The sequence below is a fragment of the Rhodothermales bacterium genome, from assembly GCA_039944855.1.
Taxonomy (GTDB): domain Bacteria; phylum Bacteroidota; class Rhodothermia; order Rhodothermales; family JANQRZ01; genus JBBSMX01.
In genome coordinates this window covers 74,915-93,357 of the sequence record JBDUXZ010000037.1, presented here as the reverse complement: position 1 = coordinate 93,357, position 18,443 = coordinate 74,915, and the positions used below count along the sequence as shown (strand labels likewise).

Annotated in this window: 7 protein-coding genes; 4 read left to right on the top strand and 3 right to left on the bottom strand. The window is 72.7% G+C overall.

The window, feature by feature from the left end; translation table 11 throughout:
- Positions 1–108: 108 nt before the first annotated feature.
- The gene (locus tag ABJF88_18300) at positions 109–8,808 is read right to left on the bottom strand and encodes a glucoamylase family protein (GenBank protein ID MEP0548892.1); all 8,700 of its coding nucleotides are present in this window, start codon (positions 8,806–8,808) and stop codon (positions 109–111) included.
- A gap of 285 nt (positions 8,809–9,093) precedes the next feature.
- On the opposite strand from ABJF88_18300, the gene ABJF88_18295 reads away from it, so the two are divergent.
- Complete coding sequence (locus tag ABJF88_18295) at positions 9,094–10,401, top strand: glucoamylase family protein (protein ID MEP0548891.1); 1,308 nt, start codon at positions 9,094–9,096, stop codon at positions 10,399–10,401.
- 6 nt (positions 10,402–10,407) lie between these two features.
- Here ABJF88_18295 and ABJF88_18290 read toward each other — a convergent pair whose 3' ends face one another.
- A complete protein-coding gene (locus ABJF88_18290; protein ID MEP0548890.1) occupies positions 10,408–11,844 on the bottom strand; it encodes a HAMP domain-containing sensor histidine kinase in 1,437 nt (478 codons plus the stop codon).
- Positions 11,834–12,541, bottom strand: coding sequence for a response regulator transcription factor (locus ABJF88_18285; protein ID MEP0548889.1), 708 nt, complete (start codon positions 12,539–12,541; stop codon positions 11,834–11,836). Before ABJF88_18285 ends, ABJF88_18290 begins: the two co-directional genes overlap by 11 nt.
- 156 nt (positions 12,542–12,697) lie before the next feature.
- On the opposite strand from ABJF88_18285, the gene ABJF88_18280 reads away from it, so the two are divergent.
- The 3 genes from ABJF88_18280 to ABJF88_18270 are packed head-to-tail and all read left to right on the top strand — an operon-like array spanning position 12,698 to position 18,269.
- The gene (locus ABJF88_18280; protein ID MEP0548888.1) at positions 12,698–13,873 is read left to right on the top strand and encodes an efflux RND transporter periplasmic adaptor subunit; all 1,176 of its coding nucleotides are present in this window, start codon (positions 12,698–12,700) and stop codon (positions 13,871–13,873) included.
- On the top strand, positions 13,870–17,025 hold the full coding sequence (locus tag ABJF88_18275; GenBank protein ID MEP0548887.1) for a CusA/CzcA family heavy metal efflux RND transporter: 3,156 nt from the start codon (positions 13,870–13,872) through the stop codon (positions 17,023–17,025). The genes ABJF88_18280 and ABJF88_18275 overlap by 4 nt, the downstream gene beginning before the upstream one ends.
- Positions 17,022–18,269 carry a TolC family protein gene (locus tag ABJF88_18270; protein MEP0548886.1) on the top strand — a complete coding sequence of 416 codons (1,248 nt, stop codon included), beginning with the start codon at positions 17,022–17,024 and terminating at the stop codon, positions 18,267–18,269. The genes ABJF88_18275 and ABJF88_18270 overlap by 4 nt, the downstream gene beginning before the upstream one ends.
- Positions 18,270–18,443: the final 174 nt, after the last annotated feature.

Below are 18,443 nucleotides of genomic sequence, written 5' to 3'. Positions count from 1 at the left end.
CAGTCCCGGCGCGGGGCTGTCAACATACGGACGCCATCGTCATAACGACACGACTGCACTCGTGCGCATCGCCTGTGCTCTTCGGGCCGGTCACAGGCGGTACGTCTCTCAGGAGTCGGCGGGCTGCATGGTGCGCGGGACGTGGAGCGCGACAGCGTGAGCATGGCCGTCGGCGCGGAGGGGGAGGCGGACGGTTTCGCCGTCGGAAGTCAGCGCCTCGCCGTCCACGTCGCCGTGGAGGGTGTCGTCGTCGGTGGGCGCGACGGTGAGGGTGTAGACGGCGTCGCCGTGGCGGTAGCGGAAGGTGAAGCCGGGCCACGAGGCCGGGATGCGCGGCGTCAGCACGAGCGTGTCGCCGCCCTCGATGCGGAAGCCGAGGAGGCTCTCGACGATCACGCGGTAGAACCACCCGGCCGAGCCGGTATACCACGTCCACCCGCCCCGGCCGGTGTGCGGCTCGACGCCGTACACGTCGGCGGCGACGGCGTAGGGCTCGGTCTGATACACGGCGACGCGCTCCGGCGTGGCCGTCCGCGTGACGGGCGAGATCATCTCCAGGAGGTCGGCGGCGGTGTCACCGCGGCCGGTCTCAGCGAGGGCGCGGAGGAGCCAGAGGATGCCATGCGTGTACTGCCCGCCGTTCTCGCGCACGCCGGGCACGTAGCCCTTGATGTAGCCGGGGTCGTGCGGCGTCGTGTCGAAGGGCGGGGCGAGGAGCTTGACGATCCCCGCGTCGCGGTCGACGAGGTGCGCTTCGGCCGAGGCGAGGGCGCGCTCGGCGCGCTGCGGCGAGGCCGTCCCGGACATCACGGCCCAGCCCTGCGCGATCGCGTCGATCCGGCACTCGTCGCTCTCCGACGAGCCGAGCGGGGCGCCGTCGTCGTAGTAGGCGCGGCGGTACCAGTCGCCGTCCCACCCGGTGTCGTTGAGGGCGTCGGCGAGGTGGGCGTCGTAGGCGCGGTAGGCGGCGACGCGCTCGTCGTCGCCCCGCGCTTCGCTGAGGGGGATCCAGAGGCGGAGGATGTGGCGGAGGAAGAACCCGAGCCACACGCTCTCGCCGCGCCCGTCGTTGCCGACGCGGTTCATCCCGTCGTTCCAGTCGCCGCTGCCCATGAGCGGGAGGCCGTGCGGCCCCTTCGTGAGCGAGATATCGAGGGCGCGGCAACCGTGCTCGTAGAGCGAGCCGGAGCCGGCGGGCGTCGGGGTGAGGTAGACCTCGTCCTCGCCCTCTTCCAGCGCCCGCGCCGTGAGGAAGCGGATCTCCTCGTCGAGCACGGCGGTGTCGCCCGTCGTGCGGACGTACGACGCGGTGATGTATGGCAGCCACAGGAGGTCGTCGGAGAACCGCGTGCGGATGCCGGCCTGCGTCTCGGGGTGCCACCAGTGGAGCACGTCGCCCTCTACGAACTGGTGCGCGGCGTGGAGGAGGATCTGCGCCCGCGTGATGTCGGGCCGGGTGTAGACGAGCGCGGCCGAGTCCTGGATCTGATCGCGGAAGCCGAATGCGCCGCCGCTCTGGTAGAACGCCGTCCGGCCCCACAGCCGGCACGCGAGGTTCTGGTAGAGGAGCCACCCGTTCGCGAGCACGTCGAGCGCGGGCACCGGCGTTTCGATCTGGACGGCGGTGAGCGTCTCGCGCCAGAAGTCGCGGACCTCGGCGAGGGCGGCCTCGGCCGCGTCGCCGTCGCGGAAACGGGCGAGGAGCGACTCGGCCTCGTCGCGGCTGCCGGTCTGGCCGAGGAGGAACAGCACCGCGGCCGTCTCGCCCGGCGCGAGGTCGAGCGGGACCTGGAACGCCGCGCATGGGTCGAGCCCGGCCCCGGCGTGGCCGTCGAGCGCCTCGGTCCGCTCCAGCGCGAACGGCCGCTCCGGGCTGCCGCCGCGCCCGAGGAACGCCGTCCGGTCCGCCGTCGCCGTGATGCCGGCCGCGCCGGGGGCGATGACGGCGGAGAACGCGACGCGGTCGGCGAAGGGCGCGTTGAACCGGTTCGTGGCGAAGAGCACGGTGTCGTCCTCGCTGCCCTCGACGACGGTGTGGAGCGCGCCTTTCCGGCGCTGATCGGCGAGGACCCACGCGTGGTAGCGGAACGCCGAGAGCCGGCGCGGCTCCGCGCTCCGGTTCGTGACGCGGAGGCGGACGAGCTTCACGGGGGCGTCGAGCGGGACAAAGAGCGTCGTCTCCTGCTCTAGCTCGCGGCTGGCGTGGCGGTACGTGGAATAGCCCCAGCCGTGTCGGACCTCGTAGCCGCCGGGGGCCGGCACCGGGCGCGGCGTCGGCGACCAGTAGATGCCGGCGTCCTCGTCGCGGAGGTAGAGCGTTTCCTCGGCGGGGTCGGCGATGGGGTCGTTGCTCCACGGCGTCAGCTTGTTCATCTGGCTGTTGCCGGCCCACGTCGCGCCCGTCCCGCTCTCCGTCGCCGTGAACCCGACGTCGGGGTTGGCGACGACGTTCGTCCACGGGAGCGGGGTGATGGCGGGCTCGCCCTCGCCGCCGAGGCGGATCACGTACTCGCTCCCGTCCTCGGTGAAGCCGCCGTAGCCGTTGAAGAACTGGAGCGGCGCGCGGTCATCAGGCACCGAGTCCTCGTCCGCGAGATCGTCAGGCGCAGCAGGCCGGGCGCGGATGGGCGGCGGCGGCACGGGCGGCGGTCCGTCGAGCGCGAGCTCCGGCGCCGTCCCGTCCACGACCACGCGGGCGACGGCGAGGATGAGCGTGAGGTCCTCCTCGGGCAGCCCGTCGGCGCGGCGCACGAAGAGGCCGCCGCGCTCGTTGAGGAGGTTCCGGCCCGGCGAAGCCTGCACGGCGTCGAGGATCGCCTTCTGCAATTCGTCGGCGTACGACGGCGGGTGCTCGTTGAGGACGAGGAGGTCGGCGTGGAGGCCTTTCGCGCGGAGGTAGGCGTGGGCCTGGAGGAAGCGGCGGACCGTCTCCATGTGCTCGGTCTTCGAGACGCGGAGCACGATGAGCGGGAGGTCGCCGGAGATGCCGTAGGCCCAGAGGCCGGGCTGGCTCCGCCGGTTCGCGGCGACCGTGGCGGTGTCGGCGCGGAGCGACGGCGGGGCGTAGAGGAGGGCCGAGGCGAGGCCCTGCGCATAGAGCGCGTCGTTCCCCTGCAAGCCGAGGTGCTGGAGCTCGACGAGGCCGTAGACCGTCGCGAGGTCGAACGCGCGCCGGGCCGCTTCGGGGTGGTCGTAGCGGTCGGCGAGGCGGAGGGCTTCGGCGCGGCTGTCGGCCACGCCGAGGGCGAACGTCACGGTCACCTTCCCCTTCGGCGGGACCTCGACGACGCGGCGGAGGCTGACGATCGGGTCGAGCACGGGGCCGAGCGAGCCGGAGAGCGAGGCGCCAGGGTCGAGCGCGGCGGGGTCGGCCGTGGAGCGGCCCCGGCCGAGGAAGCGGGCGCGGTCGGTCTCGATCTGAAGCGGCCCCGTCGCCGCGTCGAGCTCGTCGTCGGCGATCGTGTGGAAGAGCCAGCGGTGGGGCTCCTCGTCGCTGCGCGGGCGGCGCCACGCGAGGAGGGCATGGTGCGTCGGGACGTACTCCGTCTGCACGAAGAGCTTGGAGAAGGCGGGGTGGGCGTGGTCGGCGTCGGCGTCGTTGAGGGCGACCTCGGCGTAGCTCGTCAACTCCAGCCGGCGCGGCCGGTCGCCGTAGTTGGTGAGGGTGTAGCGGCGGAGCTCGACGTCGTCCTCGGGCGAGACGCAGACCTCGCTGAACGTCTCGATCCAGTCGTCGACGCGGGCGATCTCGACCTTGTTGGTGTGGAGCCACGCCTCGTAGCGGTCGGGCGTGCCGGCGATGGGCTGCGCGGCGGCGCTCCACGTCCGGCCCGAGTCGGCGTCGCGGACGTAGAGGAAGAGGCCGTCGTGCTCGCGCGTGCGGTCGGGCGTCCAGCGCGTGACGGCGTCGCCGCCGTGGCGGCTGTAGCCCGAGCCGGCGGCGGTGACGAAGGTGGAGTAGTCGCCGTTCGAGAGGAGCGCGCCGTGGGCCACCTCGTCGCGGAGCCGCTCGGCCGGGACGTGGCGGACGGCGGGGCGGACGGGCCGGGCGTCGATGGGTTCGATTTCCTCCATCTCCTCCGCCACGGCGATCTTCTCGATCTCGCGCGGCACGCGCTCCTGCAGCAGCACCTCGACGGAGCGGACGAGCGGCGAGGCGTGGAACCGGTGCTGCATCGCGTCGCCGAGAACGGTGTTGGCGAGGGCGAGGAGGCCCATGCCCTGGTGGTGGACCATGTACGCGCGGACGACGGCGCGGTCCTTCCCCGGCGGCACGCGGTGGGGCGTGAAGTCCACGGCCTCGTAGTAGCCGTACGGCCCGTACGCGCCGAGCTCGGCGAGCGCGGTGAGGTTGGCGAGCGCGGCTTCGGGCGCGATCGGGAGGGCGAGGAGCGTGGCGTAGGGCGCCGCGACGTAGTGCTTGTGGAGGCCGCGGTCGAGGCCGAGGCCGGGCACACCGAAGGCGCGGTACTGGTACGTCAGTTCGGGATCGAGCTTGAAATAGGCGCTCTCGGAGATCCCCCACGGGTGGCCGTGCCGCTGCCCGTACGCCCGTTGCACGGCGACGGCGTTGCGGGCGCTCTCTTCGAGGAGCGAGCCGGGGAAGAGCCGCGTGAGCAGCACCGGCATGAGGTACTCGAACATCGTCCCGCTCCACGAGAGGAGCACTTTGTGCCCGTCGGGTGCGGCGGTGGGCCGCCCCATGCGGAACCAGTGCTCGACGGGCACGTCGCCCTTCGCAATCGCGAGGAGGGAAGCGAGGCGGGCCTCGCTCGCGAGGAGCCCGTAGTCGTGGGCGTCGAGCGCGGCGCGGTCGACGTCGTAGCCGATCGCGAAGAGGCCGACGCCTTTGCGGTAGAGCATGCCGAAGTCCATCCCGAGAGCGAGCCGCTCGGCGTCGATGGCGAGCTGCTCGGCGCGGTCGAGCGCGAACGTGAGGGCTTCGTCGGCGGCGACGAGCGCGTCGTGGAGCGGGCCGGGCTGCCCGTTGTGGCGGAGGGCCGCCTGCGTGTGCGCGCGGAGGCCACCGAGCGAGCCCGGCGCGGCGAAGCGGTCGGGGGGCGCATCGGCGTCGAGCATGAGCCATGGGGCGAACCGCTCCAGCTCCTCGCGCTCGGCGCGGAGGCGGAGGAACGGTTGGCTCGCCCAGTAGAGGAACTCCTCGCGGTCGGCGGAGGAGCGAATCGCGAGGTCGGTCGCGGCGTCGCGGAGGACCTCGGCGTCGTGGTCGAGCGCGAGGAGCTGCTCGTAGCGCGTCGGGAGGTCGGCGCTGAAGGCAGCGGGGAGCGAGCCGCGGAGCGAGCGGGCGGCGGCGACGACGAGCCGCGTGCTCTCGCCCGTCACGTCGGCGCGGGGCCGTGCGATGACCTCGTCGAGCGCGGCGAGGGCGTCGGCGAGGGCGTCGGCGAGGCCGGGCGACGGCCACGCCGCGTCGGGCGTCTCGCGAAGTCCTTCGCGGAGGGCGACGAGCGCGGCGGCGAGGTTGCCCGAGTCCACCGATGAGACGTAGCGAGGGTGGAGCGGGGCGCCGGTCTCGGTGCTGTACCAGTTGTAGAGGTGCCCCGCGTGCCGCTCCAGCTCGTCGATCGCACTGAGCTGGTGGGCGAGGCGGTCGAGGAGGGCGCTGCGCGAGAGGTACCCGAAGTCGTGGGCGGCTTGGGCGGCGAGGAGGGCGAGGCCGAGGTTCGTCGGCGAGGTCCGGCGGGCGACGCCGCGGAAGGGCTGCTCCTGGAAGTTGTCGGGGGCGAGCCAGCGGTCGGCGGGCCCGACGAAGGCGTCGAAGTAGCGCCACGTCCGCCGCGCGACGAGGCGGAGCCGCGCACGCTCGGCGTCGCTGAGCACATACGCCGTCTCCTTCACCGGCCGGCTGATGGCGTCGGCCACCCACGGCGCCGCCACCCACGCCGCGACGAACGGGAGCGCGACGACCCACGCGAGGGGGTTGACAAAGCTGAGCACGATGAGGACGAGGCCGCCCCAGAGGACGGAGAACCAGAGGCCCGGCGCCCGGCCGCTCCGCTGCTCGGCCTGCTGCGCCGTCACCCATTCGAGCAGGCGGCGCCGGCTGACGAACATCCGCCACAGCGTCCGCACGATCGCGTCCGTCATCACGTACGCCTCGTGCGCGAGGAAGACGACGGAGAGCCCCACCTGCACCGTCGACCGCCGGGCGTCGGTGAGGGCGCCCTGGAGGTAGCTTCGCCAGACGACGTCGCGGGGGTGGGCGAGGAGCGCGCTCGTGAACGGGGCGTAGATCGGGAAGGCGAGGACGCCGAGCGCGAGCGCCGTCCACACGAAGGGCGAGCCGGGGAGGACGGTCCACCCGAGGAGGAGGAAGACGAGCACGGACGGCGGCGTGAGCGAGCGGCGGAGGTTGTCGAACACCTTCCACCGCCCGCGCAGCCGGGCCGGGTTGCGGCGCCAGCGCCCGTCCGGGCCGGGGACGGCGGGGAACAGCCACGGCAGGATCTGCCAGTCGCCGCGGACCCAGCGGTGCAGCCGCTTCGCGAACGCCGCGTAGTGCGACGGGTAGTCGTCGAAGAGCACGACGTCGGTGACGAGGGCGGCGCGGGCGTGGAGCCCTTCGAGGAGGTCGTGCGAGAGGATCTTGTTTTCGGGCAACACGCCTTCGAGCACCGTGCGGAAGGCATCGATGTCGAGCAGCCCTTTCCCGGTGAAGATCCCCTCGCCGAAGAGGTCCTGGTAGACGTCGCTGACGGCCGTCGTGTACGGGTCGATCCCGGCGAACCCGGCGAAGACGCGGGCGAAGCCCGTCCGGTGCCCCGCCTCTGACCCGATCCCGATGCGGGGCTGGAAGACGCCGTAGCCGTGCTCGACGCGCGTGCGGGTCGCGTTGTAGCGCGGGCGGTTGAGCGGGTGGGCCGCCGTGCGAACGAGGGCCGCCGCGCCCTCCGGCGGCAGCTCCGTGTCGGCGTCGAGGGTGAGGACGTAGCGGAACGCATCGCCCGCGGCGACGGCGCGGAAGTCGCCCTCGATCTCGGTGTACGTCGTGCTCGCGTCGGGCTCGCGGAGGAGGCGGATGAACTCTTCGAGCTTGCCGCGCTTCCGCTCCCAGCCCATCCACACGCCCTCGACGGCGTTCCAGCGGCGCTCGCGGTGGAGGAGGAAGAACTTGTCGCCCGCGTCGTCGCGGTACCGCCGGTTGAGCGCGGCGACCGTCTCGCGCGCGGCGGCGAGCGTGGCGGCGTCGCCCGGTGCGTGCTGCGCGGGCGCGTCGGGGAAGTCGGTGAGGAGGCCGAAGCGGAGGTTCGGGTCGGGGTTGGCGAGGGCGTGGACTTCGAGCCGCTCCGCCTGCCGCTGCGCGCTCTCCGGCGAGTCGATGAGGGTGGGCACGACGACGAACGTCCGCGACGCGTCGGGCAGCCCCTCCTCGAAGGCCAGCTTCGGGAGGATGTCCGGCGGCATCACGCGCGTGAGCAGCCAGTTCGTGAGCGCGACCGAGAGGTCGAGCACGGGGAGGAACGAGACGGCGAAGGCGAGGACGACGAGGCCGAGCGGCGGCGCCGTCATCATGTCGAGCAGGAGGACGAGGACGGCGTAGAGCACGGCCGCCCAACCCGTCACGAGGCCGAAGTACGTGATGTTGGGATGGGCGCGCGCCCACCGCCGGAGCCGCTGCCCGAGCGGCGGCCGGTAGCGCATCTCCGTCTCCAGCTCGGCCGCGCCCGGCCCCGCGAGCCAATAGCCGACGTGCCCGACGGGCTCGGCCGTCGTCGGTGTCGCAGCCTCCGATGCCGTCGCGTGAGCGGCGTCGGCGGCGAGGAGGAGCGCCCGCTCGGCGACGCCCAACTCCGGCGTGCCGGCGTAGCGGGAGAGGTCCTCGACGCGGTGGCGGTAGCGGTCGCGCGTGAGGAAGTCCATCGCCTCGTACACGCCCGCCGGGTCGCGCCGGAGCGCCTTGTCCACGACCGACAGCGACTCGACGAGGTCGGGCCAGTCGGTCCGGTCCACCTCACGGAGCGAGGTCACGGCGTTCGCGACGCTGAACTGCCGATGGCTCTGGCGTTGGGTCTCGCGGTGGATGACGGTGTCGAGCGTGCTCCCGCGCGCGTGGAGCCGCCGCTCGATCCAGTCGAGGGCGGGGGCGGCGGCGGCGCCCTGCCCCTGCAGCGCCGTCGAGAGCGTGACGATGAAGGCGTCGGAGAGCGGGGCGTGCCGCTCGGCGAGCCCCGCGAGGACCGTCACGACATCGGCGGAGTCGCCCTCGGTGTGCTCGGCGATCCGGCGGGCCCACGTCGCCGCCGCCGCCCGATCTTCGAGGTCCGTGACGACCTGTTGCGCGAGGGCGCTGAGGTTCTGGAGGAGGACGAGGCGGAGCGCGGAGGGGAGCGCCCACAGCTCGGAGAGGAGGAAGGGGGAGACCTCCTGGTAGGCCCAGATGAACGGGGCGAGTTGCCGGTCGCCGAGCGCGTTGTCGGTGTGCTGGGCGAGGGCGCGCACGACTTCGAACACGCGGGGCCGCCCCCGGTCGGGCCCGCTTTCGAGCCGGGGCAGGACGCGGTAGTACGACCACGGAAGCCCCTCCCGCACCTGGTTGGCCTGCTCGCGGATGAGGTGGAAGTTGTCGAGGAGCCAGTGGGCGGCGGGCGTGAGCGACTGCCGCTTCTTGGCGGCCCGGCTGAGGGCGCGGTACGCCTCGGGCAGGCCGCGGTACGCCTCGCGGAGGAGGAAGAGCGGAGGCCGTGTAAGCCGGCGCGGCTCGACGACGACGGCCTGCGTCCGGGCCATGCGGCGGGCGTAGGCCGCCAGGGCTTCGAGGTCGAACGGGTTTTCTACGGGCTCGGACACGAGAAGGGCGGGCGAAGGGGGAGGGGGAGGGGCAGGCGCGGCGAGGAGAAGGTCCACACCTCCACCGTGCGCGTGGGTTCCGTCCCATGCTACGGCGCGCGGCCGCAATCCCCTACTCCTCGCCGTAGCTCCTCATAATCGGGCCACGGTGATGGAACCCGCGTTCGCGCTCGCCCTTCCACACCCCGGCCTCGCCTCTCTCTTCGCCCCTCCGATTCCATGCCGCCCCTCCGTCCCACCGCCCCCGACGTGTTCGACGACGTGCGGGACGCCGAAGCGCTCGGCATGGGCGACGACGCCGTGCTGGAGACGCTCCAGCGGCAGACGTTCCTCTATTTCCTCGAAGAGGCGGACCCGGAGACGGGCCTCGTGCAGGACACCACCCGGCCCGAGTCCGTCGCCAGCATCGCCGCGACGGGGCTCGGGCTCGCCTGCTACCCCGTCGCCGCCGAGCGCGGGTTCATCGCCCGCGCCGACGCCGTGGCCCGCACCCTTCGCACCCTCCGCTTCCTCTGGCACGCCGAGCAGAGCGAGGCCCCCGACGCCACCGGCCACCGCGGCTTCTTCTACCACTTTCTCGACCCCGCCACCGGCCGCCGCGTGTGGGAGTGCGAACTGTCCTCGATCGACTCGACGTTCCTCTTCGCCGGCGCCCTCGCCGCCGCCACCTACTTCGACGGCGACGGCGAGGCCGAGCGCGAGGTTCGCTCTCTCGCCGACGCGATCTACCGCCGCGCGGACTGGACGTGGATGCTCAACCCGGAGTCCGGCGGCGCGGGCGAGGCCGTCTCGCACGGGTGGCGGCCGGAGCGCGGCTTCCTGCCGTATCGCTGGGTCGGCTACAACGAGGCGCTGCTGCTCTACGCCCTCGGCCTCGGCTCGCCCACGCACCCGCTGCCGCCGTCGAGCTATGCGGCGTGGACGGCGGGCTACCGCTGGAAGACGCTCTACGGCCACGAGCACCTCTTCGCCGGCCCCCTCTTCACCCACCAACTCTCCCACGTCTGGGTCGATTTCCGGGATATTCAAGACGCGTTTATGCGGGAGCGCGGGATCGACTACTTCGAGAACTCCCGCCGCGCGACGCTCGTGCAGCGGGCCTACGCGCGCCGCAACACCCGCGGCTTCGACGGCTACGGCGAGGACTGCTGGGGCGTCACCGCCTCGGACGGCCCCGGCCCCGCCGAGCGCGAGGTGGGCGGCGAGACGCGGACGTTCTACGGCTACCGCGCGCGCGGCGTGCCGTGGGGCCTGGACGACGGCACGCTCTCGCCGTGGGCCGTCGCCGCCTCGCTCCCGTTCGCGCCGGACGAGGTGTTCCGCGCCCTGCACCACGTCAACCGGACGTACCCCGACGCGATCGGCCGCTACGGCTACCTCTGCAGCATCAACCCCACATTCCCCGACGGCGACGCGGGCGGCGGGTGGATCTCGTCCGGCCACTACGGGATCGACCAGGGGCCGGTCGTGCTGATGATCGAGAACTACCGGAGCGGCCTGCTCTGGCGGTTGATGCGCGGGTGCAGGCCCCTCGCCGACGGCCTCCGCCGGGCGGGCTTCACCGGCGGCTGGCTCGGCGACGCGGCCGGGTGACGCGCCTCACTCGGCAGGGAGTACGAGCTCGGCGTGCGTGCCGGCGCCGGGCTCGGAGCGGACGTAGAGCGCGCCGCCGTGGTGTGCCGCGACCTGCTCGACGAGCGACAGCCCGAGCCCGCTCCCCGGCAGGTGCTGCACGCCGTCGGCCCGCCAGAACCGGCCGGTGACGTGGGGGAGGTGCTCGGGCGCGATCCCCACGCCGGTGTCCTCGACGACGAGCGCGACGCGCCCGTCCCGGCGCGTCACGCGGACGCGGACCTCGCCGCTCTCGGTGTACTTCACGGCGTTGTCGAGGAGGTTGCGGACGGCCTCGCGCAGCAGCGCCGGGTGGCCCGTGACGCCCGCCGGGGCGTCGGCGGCGACGGTGAGCGTGAGCCCTTTGGCTTCGGCGCGGGGGCGAGCGGCGTCGGCCTCGTCGCGCGCGATGAGGCCCACGTCGACGGGCTCGGGCGGGTGCGCCGCGCCTTCGAGCCGCGCCAGCGTGAGGAGGCCGCGCACGGTGCGGACCATCTCCTCGGCCTCGTCGCGAAGGACGTGGAGCGTCTCGCGGTACGCCTCCGGCGAGCGCTCGCGCCGGAGCGCGACGTCGACGTGGCCGAGGAGGACCGTCAGCGGTGTCTGGAGCTCGTGCGCCGCGTCGGCCGTGAACCGGCGGACCTCGCCGAACGCCCGCTCCAGCCGGCCGAGAGCGTCGTTGAGCGCGCGGCCTAGCTCGGCTGTCTCGCGGTCGGCGCCGGGGGGAACGGGCACGCGCTGGCTCAGCCGCTCCGGCGAGAGCGCGCGGGCGCTCGCCGTCATCGCTTCGAGCGGGCGGACGACGCGCCCGCCGACGGCCCATAGCAGGGCGACGAGCCCGGCGAGCGCGACGACGTAGCCCACGGCGAGCCCGAACCCGAGCCGCCCGAGCATCGTCCCGATCTGCGGCTCGTACCGCGACACCTGGAGGTAGCCGAGCACGCGGCCCCGCTGCGTCGTGAGCGGCGTCGTGAGGTGGTAGAACCGGATGCCGCCGGCCTCGAACGTCCGCAGTGGCTCGATGCCGGGGGCCGTGCCGGTGACGGGGAGGAGGCGGGCCGGGAAGCCGTCGCCGAGGCGCGCCACGTTCGTCGACGAGCGGAGGGGCCGCCCCTCGGCGTCGAACACCTGCACGAAGTGGGGGTCGATGTGGGGCTCGGTGAAGCGGTGGTGCGGCTCGTCCCACGGCGGCGCGTCGAGGTCGAGCCGGCCGGCGTGGACGACGTGGGCGGCGATGTTGCCCACTTCCGACGTGAGGTGCGCCCGCGCGCTGTAGGTCATAAACGCCCACGCGCCGAGCAGCACGAGCCCGCCGAACGCGGCGAGCGCGAGCGCGAGCGCCGAGCCCAGCGTGAGCGTGAGCCGGCGGCGGAACGACGACGACGCGCCGGGCCGGGGCGTCGCGGGTCCGGGCTCAGCCTGCATCGCGGACCTCTTCGGTCTGGTCGGCCGGGCGGTAGCGGTAGCCCACGCCGCGCACGGTCTCGATCCGCGCCGTGCACCCCGCCGCGTCGAGCTTCCGCCGGACGTAGCCCACGTACACGTCGATGAGGTTCGTGCCGCGGTCGAAGCGGTGGCCCCACACGTCGCGGTGGAGCTCGTCGCGCGTGAGGACCTGGCCTTTCCGAGCGACGAAGTACGCCAGCAGATCGAACTCCGTGGCCGAGAGGTCGAGCGGTTCGCCGAAGCAGGCGCAGCGCCGCGTGCCGGGGTCGAGTTCGAGCGGGCCGTCGGCGTGGGCGCGGGCGGCGGGTTCCAGCGCGGCCCGCCGCAGGAGCGCCTCGACGCGGGCGACGAGTTCGTCGAAGGCGAACGGCTTGGGGAGGTAGTCGTCGGCCCCGGCGCGGAGCCCGGCCACGCGGTCTTCGACGGCGTCGAGCGCGGTCAGCATCAAGATGGGGAGCGTGGGGTCGTGGCGGCGCACGGATTCGCACACCTCGACCCCGTGGACGTCGGGGAGGCGGAGGTCGAGGAGCACGAGGTCGAACGGCTCGGCGAGGGCGCGGCGCTCGCCCTCACGGCCCGTCGCCGCCCACTCGACGGCATAGCTCTCCTCCTCCAGCCCTTGCCGGACGAAGGAGGCGACGTGGCGCTCGTCTTCGATGAGGAGGATGCGGTGCATGAATCCGGGGAAGGACGCTCGTAATGGTACGCACGCGGACGGCGCTCGGCGCCGCGGTCGCGCCGTTCTCACCGTCCTCTCATCCGGCTCTCACGGTGCTCTCAGGAACGGGGCGCAGGCAACGCCTAGCCTTCGGGAGACCAGCGCGACGCCGCCATGCCCCGACTCCTCCCGCTCTTCCTCACGGCAGCCCTCGCCCTCGCCGCGTGCGGCGACGACGCCCCCGACCCCGTCGCCGCCGAGGCCCCGCCGCCGCCGTCGATCCGCGTCGCCGACGAGACCCGCCTCGTCCGGCTCGACGACGCGCAGGCGGCCGAATTGGCCGTGCAGACCGTTCGCGTCGCCGAGAGCGCCGAGCCTGTCGTGCTGACGGTGCCGGGCACGGTCGAGCCTTCGCCCGAAGCGTACGCCGTCGTCAGCGCGCCGATCGGGGGGCGGGTCGTCCGCATCGGGGCGCACGAGGGCGAGGCCGTCCGCGCCGGGCAGACCGTCGCGCTCATCGAGAGCCTGGAATTGGCGTCGCTCGTCGGCGACTACCTCGAAGCCCGCGCCGAGGCCGACTTCCAGCGGCAGCAGGTCGAACGCTACGAGCCGCTCGTCGAGAAGCGCATCACCGCCCGGAGCGTGCTCGACAAAGCTCGCGCCGACCTCCAGCGCGCCGACGCGCTCGTGCAGGCCGCTAAGGCCCGCCTCTCCGCCGCCGGCGTCTCCGATGCCGCGCTCGACCGCTACGCCCGCGACGGGGGCCGCGCCGTCGTCGCCGTCACCGCGCCGCGCTCCGGGTTCGTCCAAGAACACCGGATCGACCTCGGTCAGTCCGTTGCCGCCTACGACGAGCTCGCGACGATCGTGAGCAGCGCCGAAGTCCTCGTCCGCGGGTTCGTCTCGCCCGACGAGGCCGCCCGCGTCCGCCCCGGCGACGCCGTCACGATCCGACCGCCGAACGACCCCGCCCGCGCCGTCGCCGCCCGCGTCACCTCCGTCCAGCCCGCCACTGACGCCGAGCGCCGGGCCGTCGCCGTCAACGTCCGCGTGGCGACGCCCGCCCGCGAGCTCGTGCCCGGCCAGAGTGTCGAGCTCGACATCGCCACGGCCGCCACCGCCTCCGCCGTGCTCGTGCCGATGGCGGCCGTCGTCTACGAGGGCGACGCCGCCACCGTCTTCGTCCGCCGCGACGACCGCACGTTCGAGCGCCGCGCCTTCACGCTCGGCCGCGTCGGCGAATCGTTCGTCGTCGCCACCGGCGGGATCGAAGCAGGAGAGGAGGTCGCCGTGAGCCAGGTGTTCAGCCTCAAAGCGCTCGGCCGCTACGCCCAATACGGAGAGGAATGATGCTCAAGGCCCTCATCGATTTCAGCCTGCGGCAGAAGTTCGTCGCCCTCGCGCTCGTGGCGCTCGTCGCCGTCGGCGGCGTGGTCTCCCTCACGCAGCTGCCCATCAATTCGCTCCCGGACGTGACGCCGGTGCAGGTCCTCGTCATCACGAAGTCCGGCCGCTACTCGCCGCTTGACGTGGAGCGCCTGGTGAGCTTCCCAATTGAGACGGTGATGAACGGGCTGCCGGACGTGAAGGAGGTCCGCTCGATCTCGCAGTTCGGGCTCTCCGCCGTGACGGTCGAGTTCGACGAGGGGACCGACATCTACTTCGCGCGCCAGCTCGTCGCCCAGCGCGTGCAGAGCGTCGTCGACGCGCTCCCCGACGGCGTCGACGCGCCGCAGCTCGGGCCGATCTCGACGGCGCTCGGCGAGATCTACCAGTACACCGTCGAGGGCGAGGGCCACTCGTTGACGGAACTGCGCGAGACGCAGGACTGGCTCGTCGGCCCGCAGCTCAAGACAATCCCCGGCGTCACCGAGATCACGGCCTTCGGCGGCCACGTCAAGCAATATGACGTGCTCGCCGACCCGGCCCGGCTGCGCGCCGCGGGCGTCGGCCTCGGCGACGTGATGGACGCGATCGCGGCGAACAACGGCGTCGCAGGCGGAAACTATCTGGAGCACAACCGCGAGCAGTACATCATCCGAGGCTACGGGCTGATCCGCACGGCCGAGGATCTGGAGCGTGTCGTCGTGGCCGAGCGCGGCGGGCGGCCCGTCTTCCTGCGCGACGTGGCCGAGGTCCGTCTCGGGCGGCAGCTCCGGCAGGGCGCCGTCACGAAAGACGGCGAAGGCGAAGTCGTGACCGGCATCGTGATGATGCTGCGCGGCGGGAACGGCCGCGAGGTGATCGGCGCCGTCGAGACCAAGCTGGAAGAGATCCGGCCCGGCCTGCCCGAAGGCGTCCGCGTCGAAAAATTCTACGACCAGGCCGACCTCGTCGAGCGGACGACGCACACGGTGCAGACGAACTTGCTCGAAGGCGGCTTCTTCGTCATCGCCGTGCTCCTGCTGCTCCTCGGCGAGATCCGCGGCGCGCTCATCGTGGCGAGCGTGATCCCGCTCTCGATGCTCTTCGCCTTCATCGGGATGCGCGAGTTCGGCCTCGCCGCCAACCTCATGAGCCTCGGCGCCATCGACTTCGGGATGGTCGTCGACGGCTCGGTCGTGATGATCGAGAACATGGTGTCGCGGCTGGAGAGCGAGCGGGGGAAGCGCCCGGCCGTCCAGATCATGCGCGAGGCGGCGCACGAGGTGGCGCGGCCCATCTTCTTCGGCGTCCTCATCATCCTCATGGTGTACGTGCCCGTCGCGACGTTCTCCGGCACCGAGGGCATCCTCTTCCGCCCGATGGCGATCACGGTCGCGACGGCCGTGTTCGGCTCGCTCCTGCTCGCGCTCGTCTACGTCCCGGCCGTGGCGGCGCTCGTCTTCCGCAAGGGCGTGAAAGTCCGCCGCAACCGGGTGATGGAGTGGCTGCGGCCGTGGTACCGGCGCGGGCTCGAAAAGCACCTCCACCGCCGCGTGCAGATCGTCGGTGTCGCGCTCGCCGTATTCGTGCTCTCACTCGTGCTGATGAGCCGGATGGGGACCGAGTTCCTGCCCGAGCTCGACGAGGGGAGCATCCTCGTCGAGCAGGTGCGGATGCCGAGCGTGACGCTCGCCGAGAGCGTCGAGAACGCGAACTGGCTCGCGGGCGAGATCATGCGCCGCGTGCCCGAGGTCGAGACCGTCGTCCCCAAAACCGGGCGGAGCGACCTCGCGAATGACTGGATGGGCGTCCACCAGACGGATGTGTGGGTCGTCCTCAAGCCGCGCGACGCGTGGCGCGACGGGATGACGAAGGAGGACATTCAGGAGCAGATCCGCCCCCTCTTGGAAACCGAGCCCGGCCTCGCGTACAACTTCACGCAGCCGATCGCGATGCGCGTCGACGAGCTCACGAGCGGCGTCAAGTCCGACCTCGCCGTGAAGGTGTTCGGCGAGGATTTGGAGACGCTCGGCGCCGTCGCCGACCAGATCGCGCGCGTGCTGCCGGGGCTGGAGGGTACGGGCAACTTCTTCGTCGAGCAGACCGAAGGGCAGCCGTACCTCAACGTCGAGGTGGACCGCGAGGCGGTGGCGGCGTACGGGCTCAACGTGGAGGACGTGCAGCGCACGATCGAGGCCGGGCTCGGCGGGCAGGCCGTGAGCGAGGTGTTCGAGGGGCAGCGGCGGTTCGACATCGTCGTGCGCTACCCCGAGGCCGCGCGCTCGGACCCGCGCCGGATCATGGACGCGCCCGTGAGCCTGTCGAACGGCGAGACGATTCCCCTGAACCGCGTCGCGCTCGTCACGGCCGAGGAAGGCCCGCGCGAGATCGCCCGCGAGAACGGCTGGCGTCGCGTCATCGTCGGGATCAACCTCGACGGGCTCGACATCGGGACGTACGTGGCGAACCTGCAGGCCGCCATCGACGCCGAGGTGGACGTGCCGGCGGGCGTGTTTCTCACGTACGGCGGCGCGTTCGAGGACCAGCAGCGGGCGACGCAGCACCTCCTCTTCGTCGTGCCGCTCGCGCTCTTCATCATCCTCGGGCTACTCTACCTCATGTTCGGCGCGGTCCGCTACGCGCTCCTCGTCTTCCTCAACCTCCCGCTCGCGCTCTCCGGCGGCATCTTCCTGCTGTGGATGCGCGGGCTGTACCTGAGCGTGTCGGCGAGCATCGGGTTCGTCGCGCTCTTCGGCGTGGCCGTGCTCAACGGGATCGTGCTCATCGAGCACCTCAACCACCTCCGCCGCGAGGGCAAATCCGTCCGCGAGGCCGCGCTCGACGGCGCCGCCGACCGGCTCCGGCCGGTTCTGATGACGGCGCTCGTGGCCTCGCTCGGCTTCATCCCGATGGCTTTCAACGTGGGGCCGGGGAGCGAAGTGCAGCGCCCGCTCGCCACCGTCGTCATCGGCGGGCTGATCACGAGCACCCTCCTGACGCTCCTCGTGCTGCCCGTCGTCTACGCGTGGATCGAGAAGGACGACCGGCTCCCGCCCGACCCCGGCCACCACGACTTCGGCGGCGACGGCGTCGCCGAAGGCCTCCCCGCCGTATCAACCCACGAGGTCTCGGCATGACCCGCCTCGCGCTCATCCTTCTCGCCCTCGCCGCCGTGCTGCTGATGGGTCCGGCTCAGGCGCAGCCGCTGACGGTGTACGACGCTCTCGCCCGCGTCGAGGCCGAGCACCCCGACCTCGGCCGGTTGCAGGCCGCGCTCGCTGTGAACCGTGGGCAGCGCCTCCTCGGGTTCGGCCTCGACGCGCCGACGCTGTCGTACGCCCGCGAAGGGATCGACGGCGACGGCTTCGCCGAGCAGCGGTTCGTCTTCGGGCAGTCGCTGGCTTCGCCGTTCGCCACGTATTTCGGGCTTCGCCGCATCGACGCCGAGGCCGACGCGCTCCGGCTCGACGCCGAGGCGCGGCGGACCCTGCTCCGGCAGAACGTCGAGCAGGCGTTCGTGGGCGTGATGTACGCCGAGCGGCTGATCGAATTGCGGGCCGAGGCCGTCGCCCTCGCCGATCAGCTCGTTGAGGCGGCGCGGCTGCGCGAGGACGTGGGCGAGGCCGCCGGGCTGGAGACGATGCGCGCCGAGATCGAACGCGCCGGAGCCGAGGCCGCGCTCGTGGAAGCCGAACAGGCGCTCGCCCGATCCCGCCTGGTGGTCGCCGCCGCCGCCGCGCTCGGGGCCGAGGTCGAGGTCGTGACGCCGGGGCCGCTCGCGTTCCGGCCTGTGGACGTGGCGCGCGCCGACGTGGTCGGCGGGCTACCGTCGTTGCCCGAAGCGCAGAGCGCCCGCGCGAGCGTGGCCGCCGCCGGCCTCGGCGTGCGCGAGGCGAAGGGCGCGCGCTTCCCCGGCCTCGCCGTCGAGGTCTTCCCGCAGGACTTCGGCGACGGGTTCAATACGGTCGGCTTCCAGGTCGGCTTGCGGATTCCGATTCCGGGCACGCCGTCGGTTCGCGGCCCGCGCGCCGTGGCCGAGGCCCGGCTCCGCGAGCAGACGTGGGCGCGAGAAGCGACAGCAATCCAACTCGCGGCCGAGGCCGAGGCCGCGTGGACGGGCTACCGCGCCGCGCTCGCCCAGGTGACCCGCTACCGCGACGTCGTCGGCCCGCAGGCCGACACGCTCGTCGCCCGCTCGTACGAGGGCTACCTCCTCGGCGAGGTCCCGCTCTTCGCGCTCCTCGACGCGCAGCGGACGGCGCTCGCCGCCGAAGAACGCTACGCCGCGGCCCTCCGCGACTATTTCCTCCGCCTCGCCGAGCTGGAGCGGTTCACGGGCCGCGCGCTCGTCTTCCCCGGCGCTCTCGCGGCGAGTCGATGAAAGCCCCCGTGCATCGCCCACTCCCTCTACTCCCAATCCGATCCGCCGTCACGAAACTGCTCCTCGTCTCCCTGCTGCTGATCGTTGCCGCGCCGGTTCTAGCGATAGCCCGACCGTGCTGAACTCGGTAACCGCACGATGCGATGCGGAATTGCCGGTCTCCATTGACTCTCA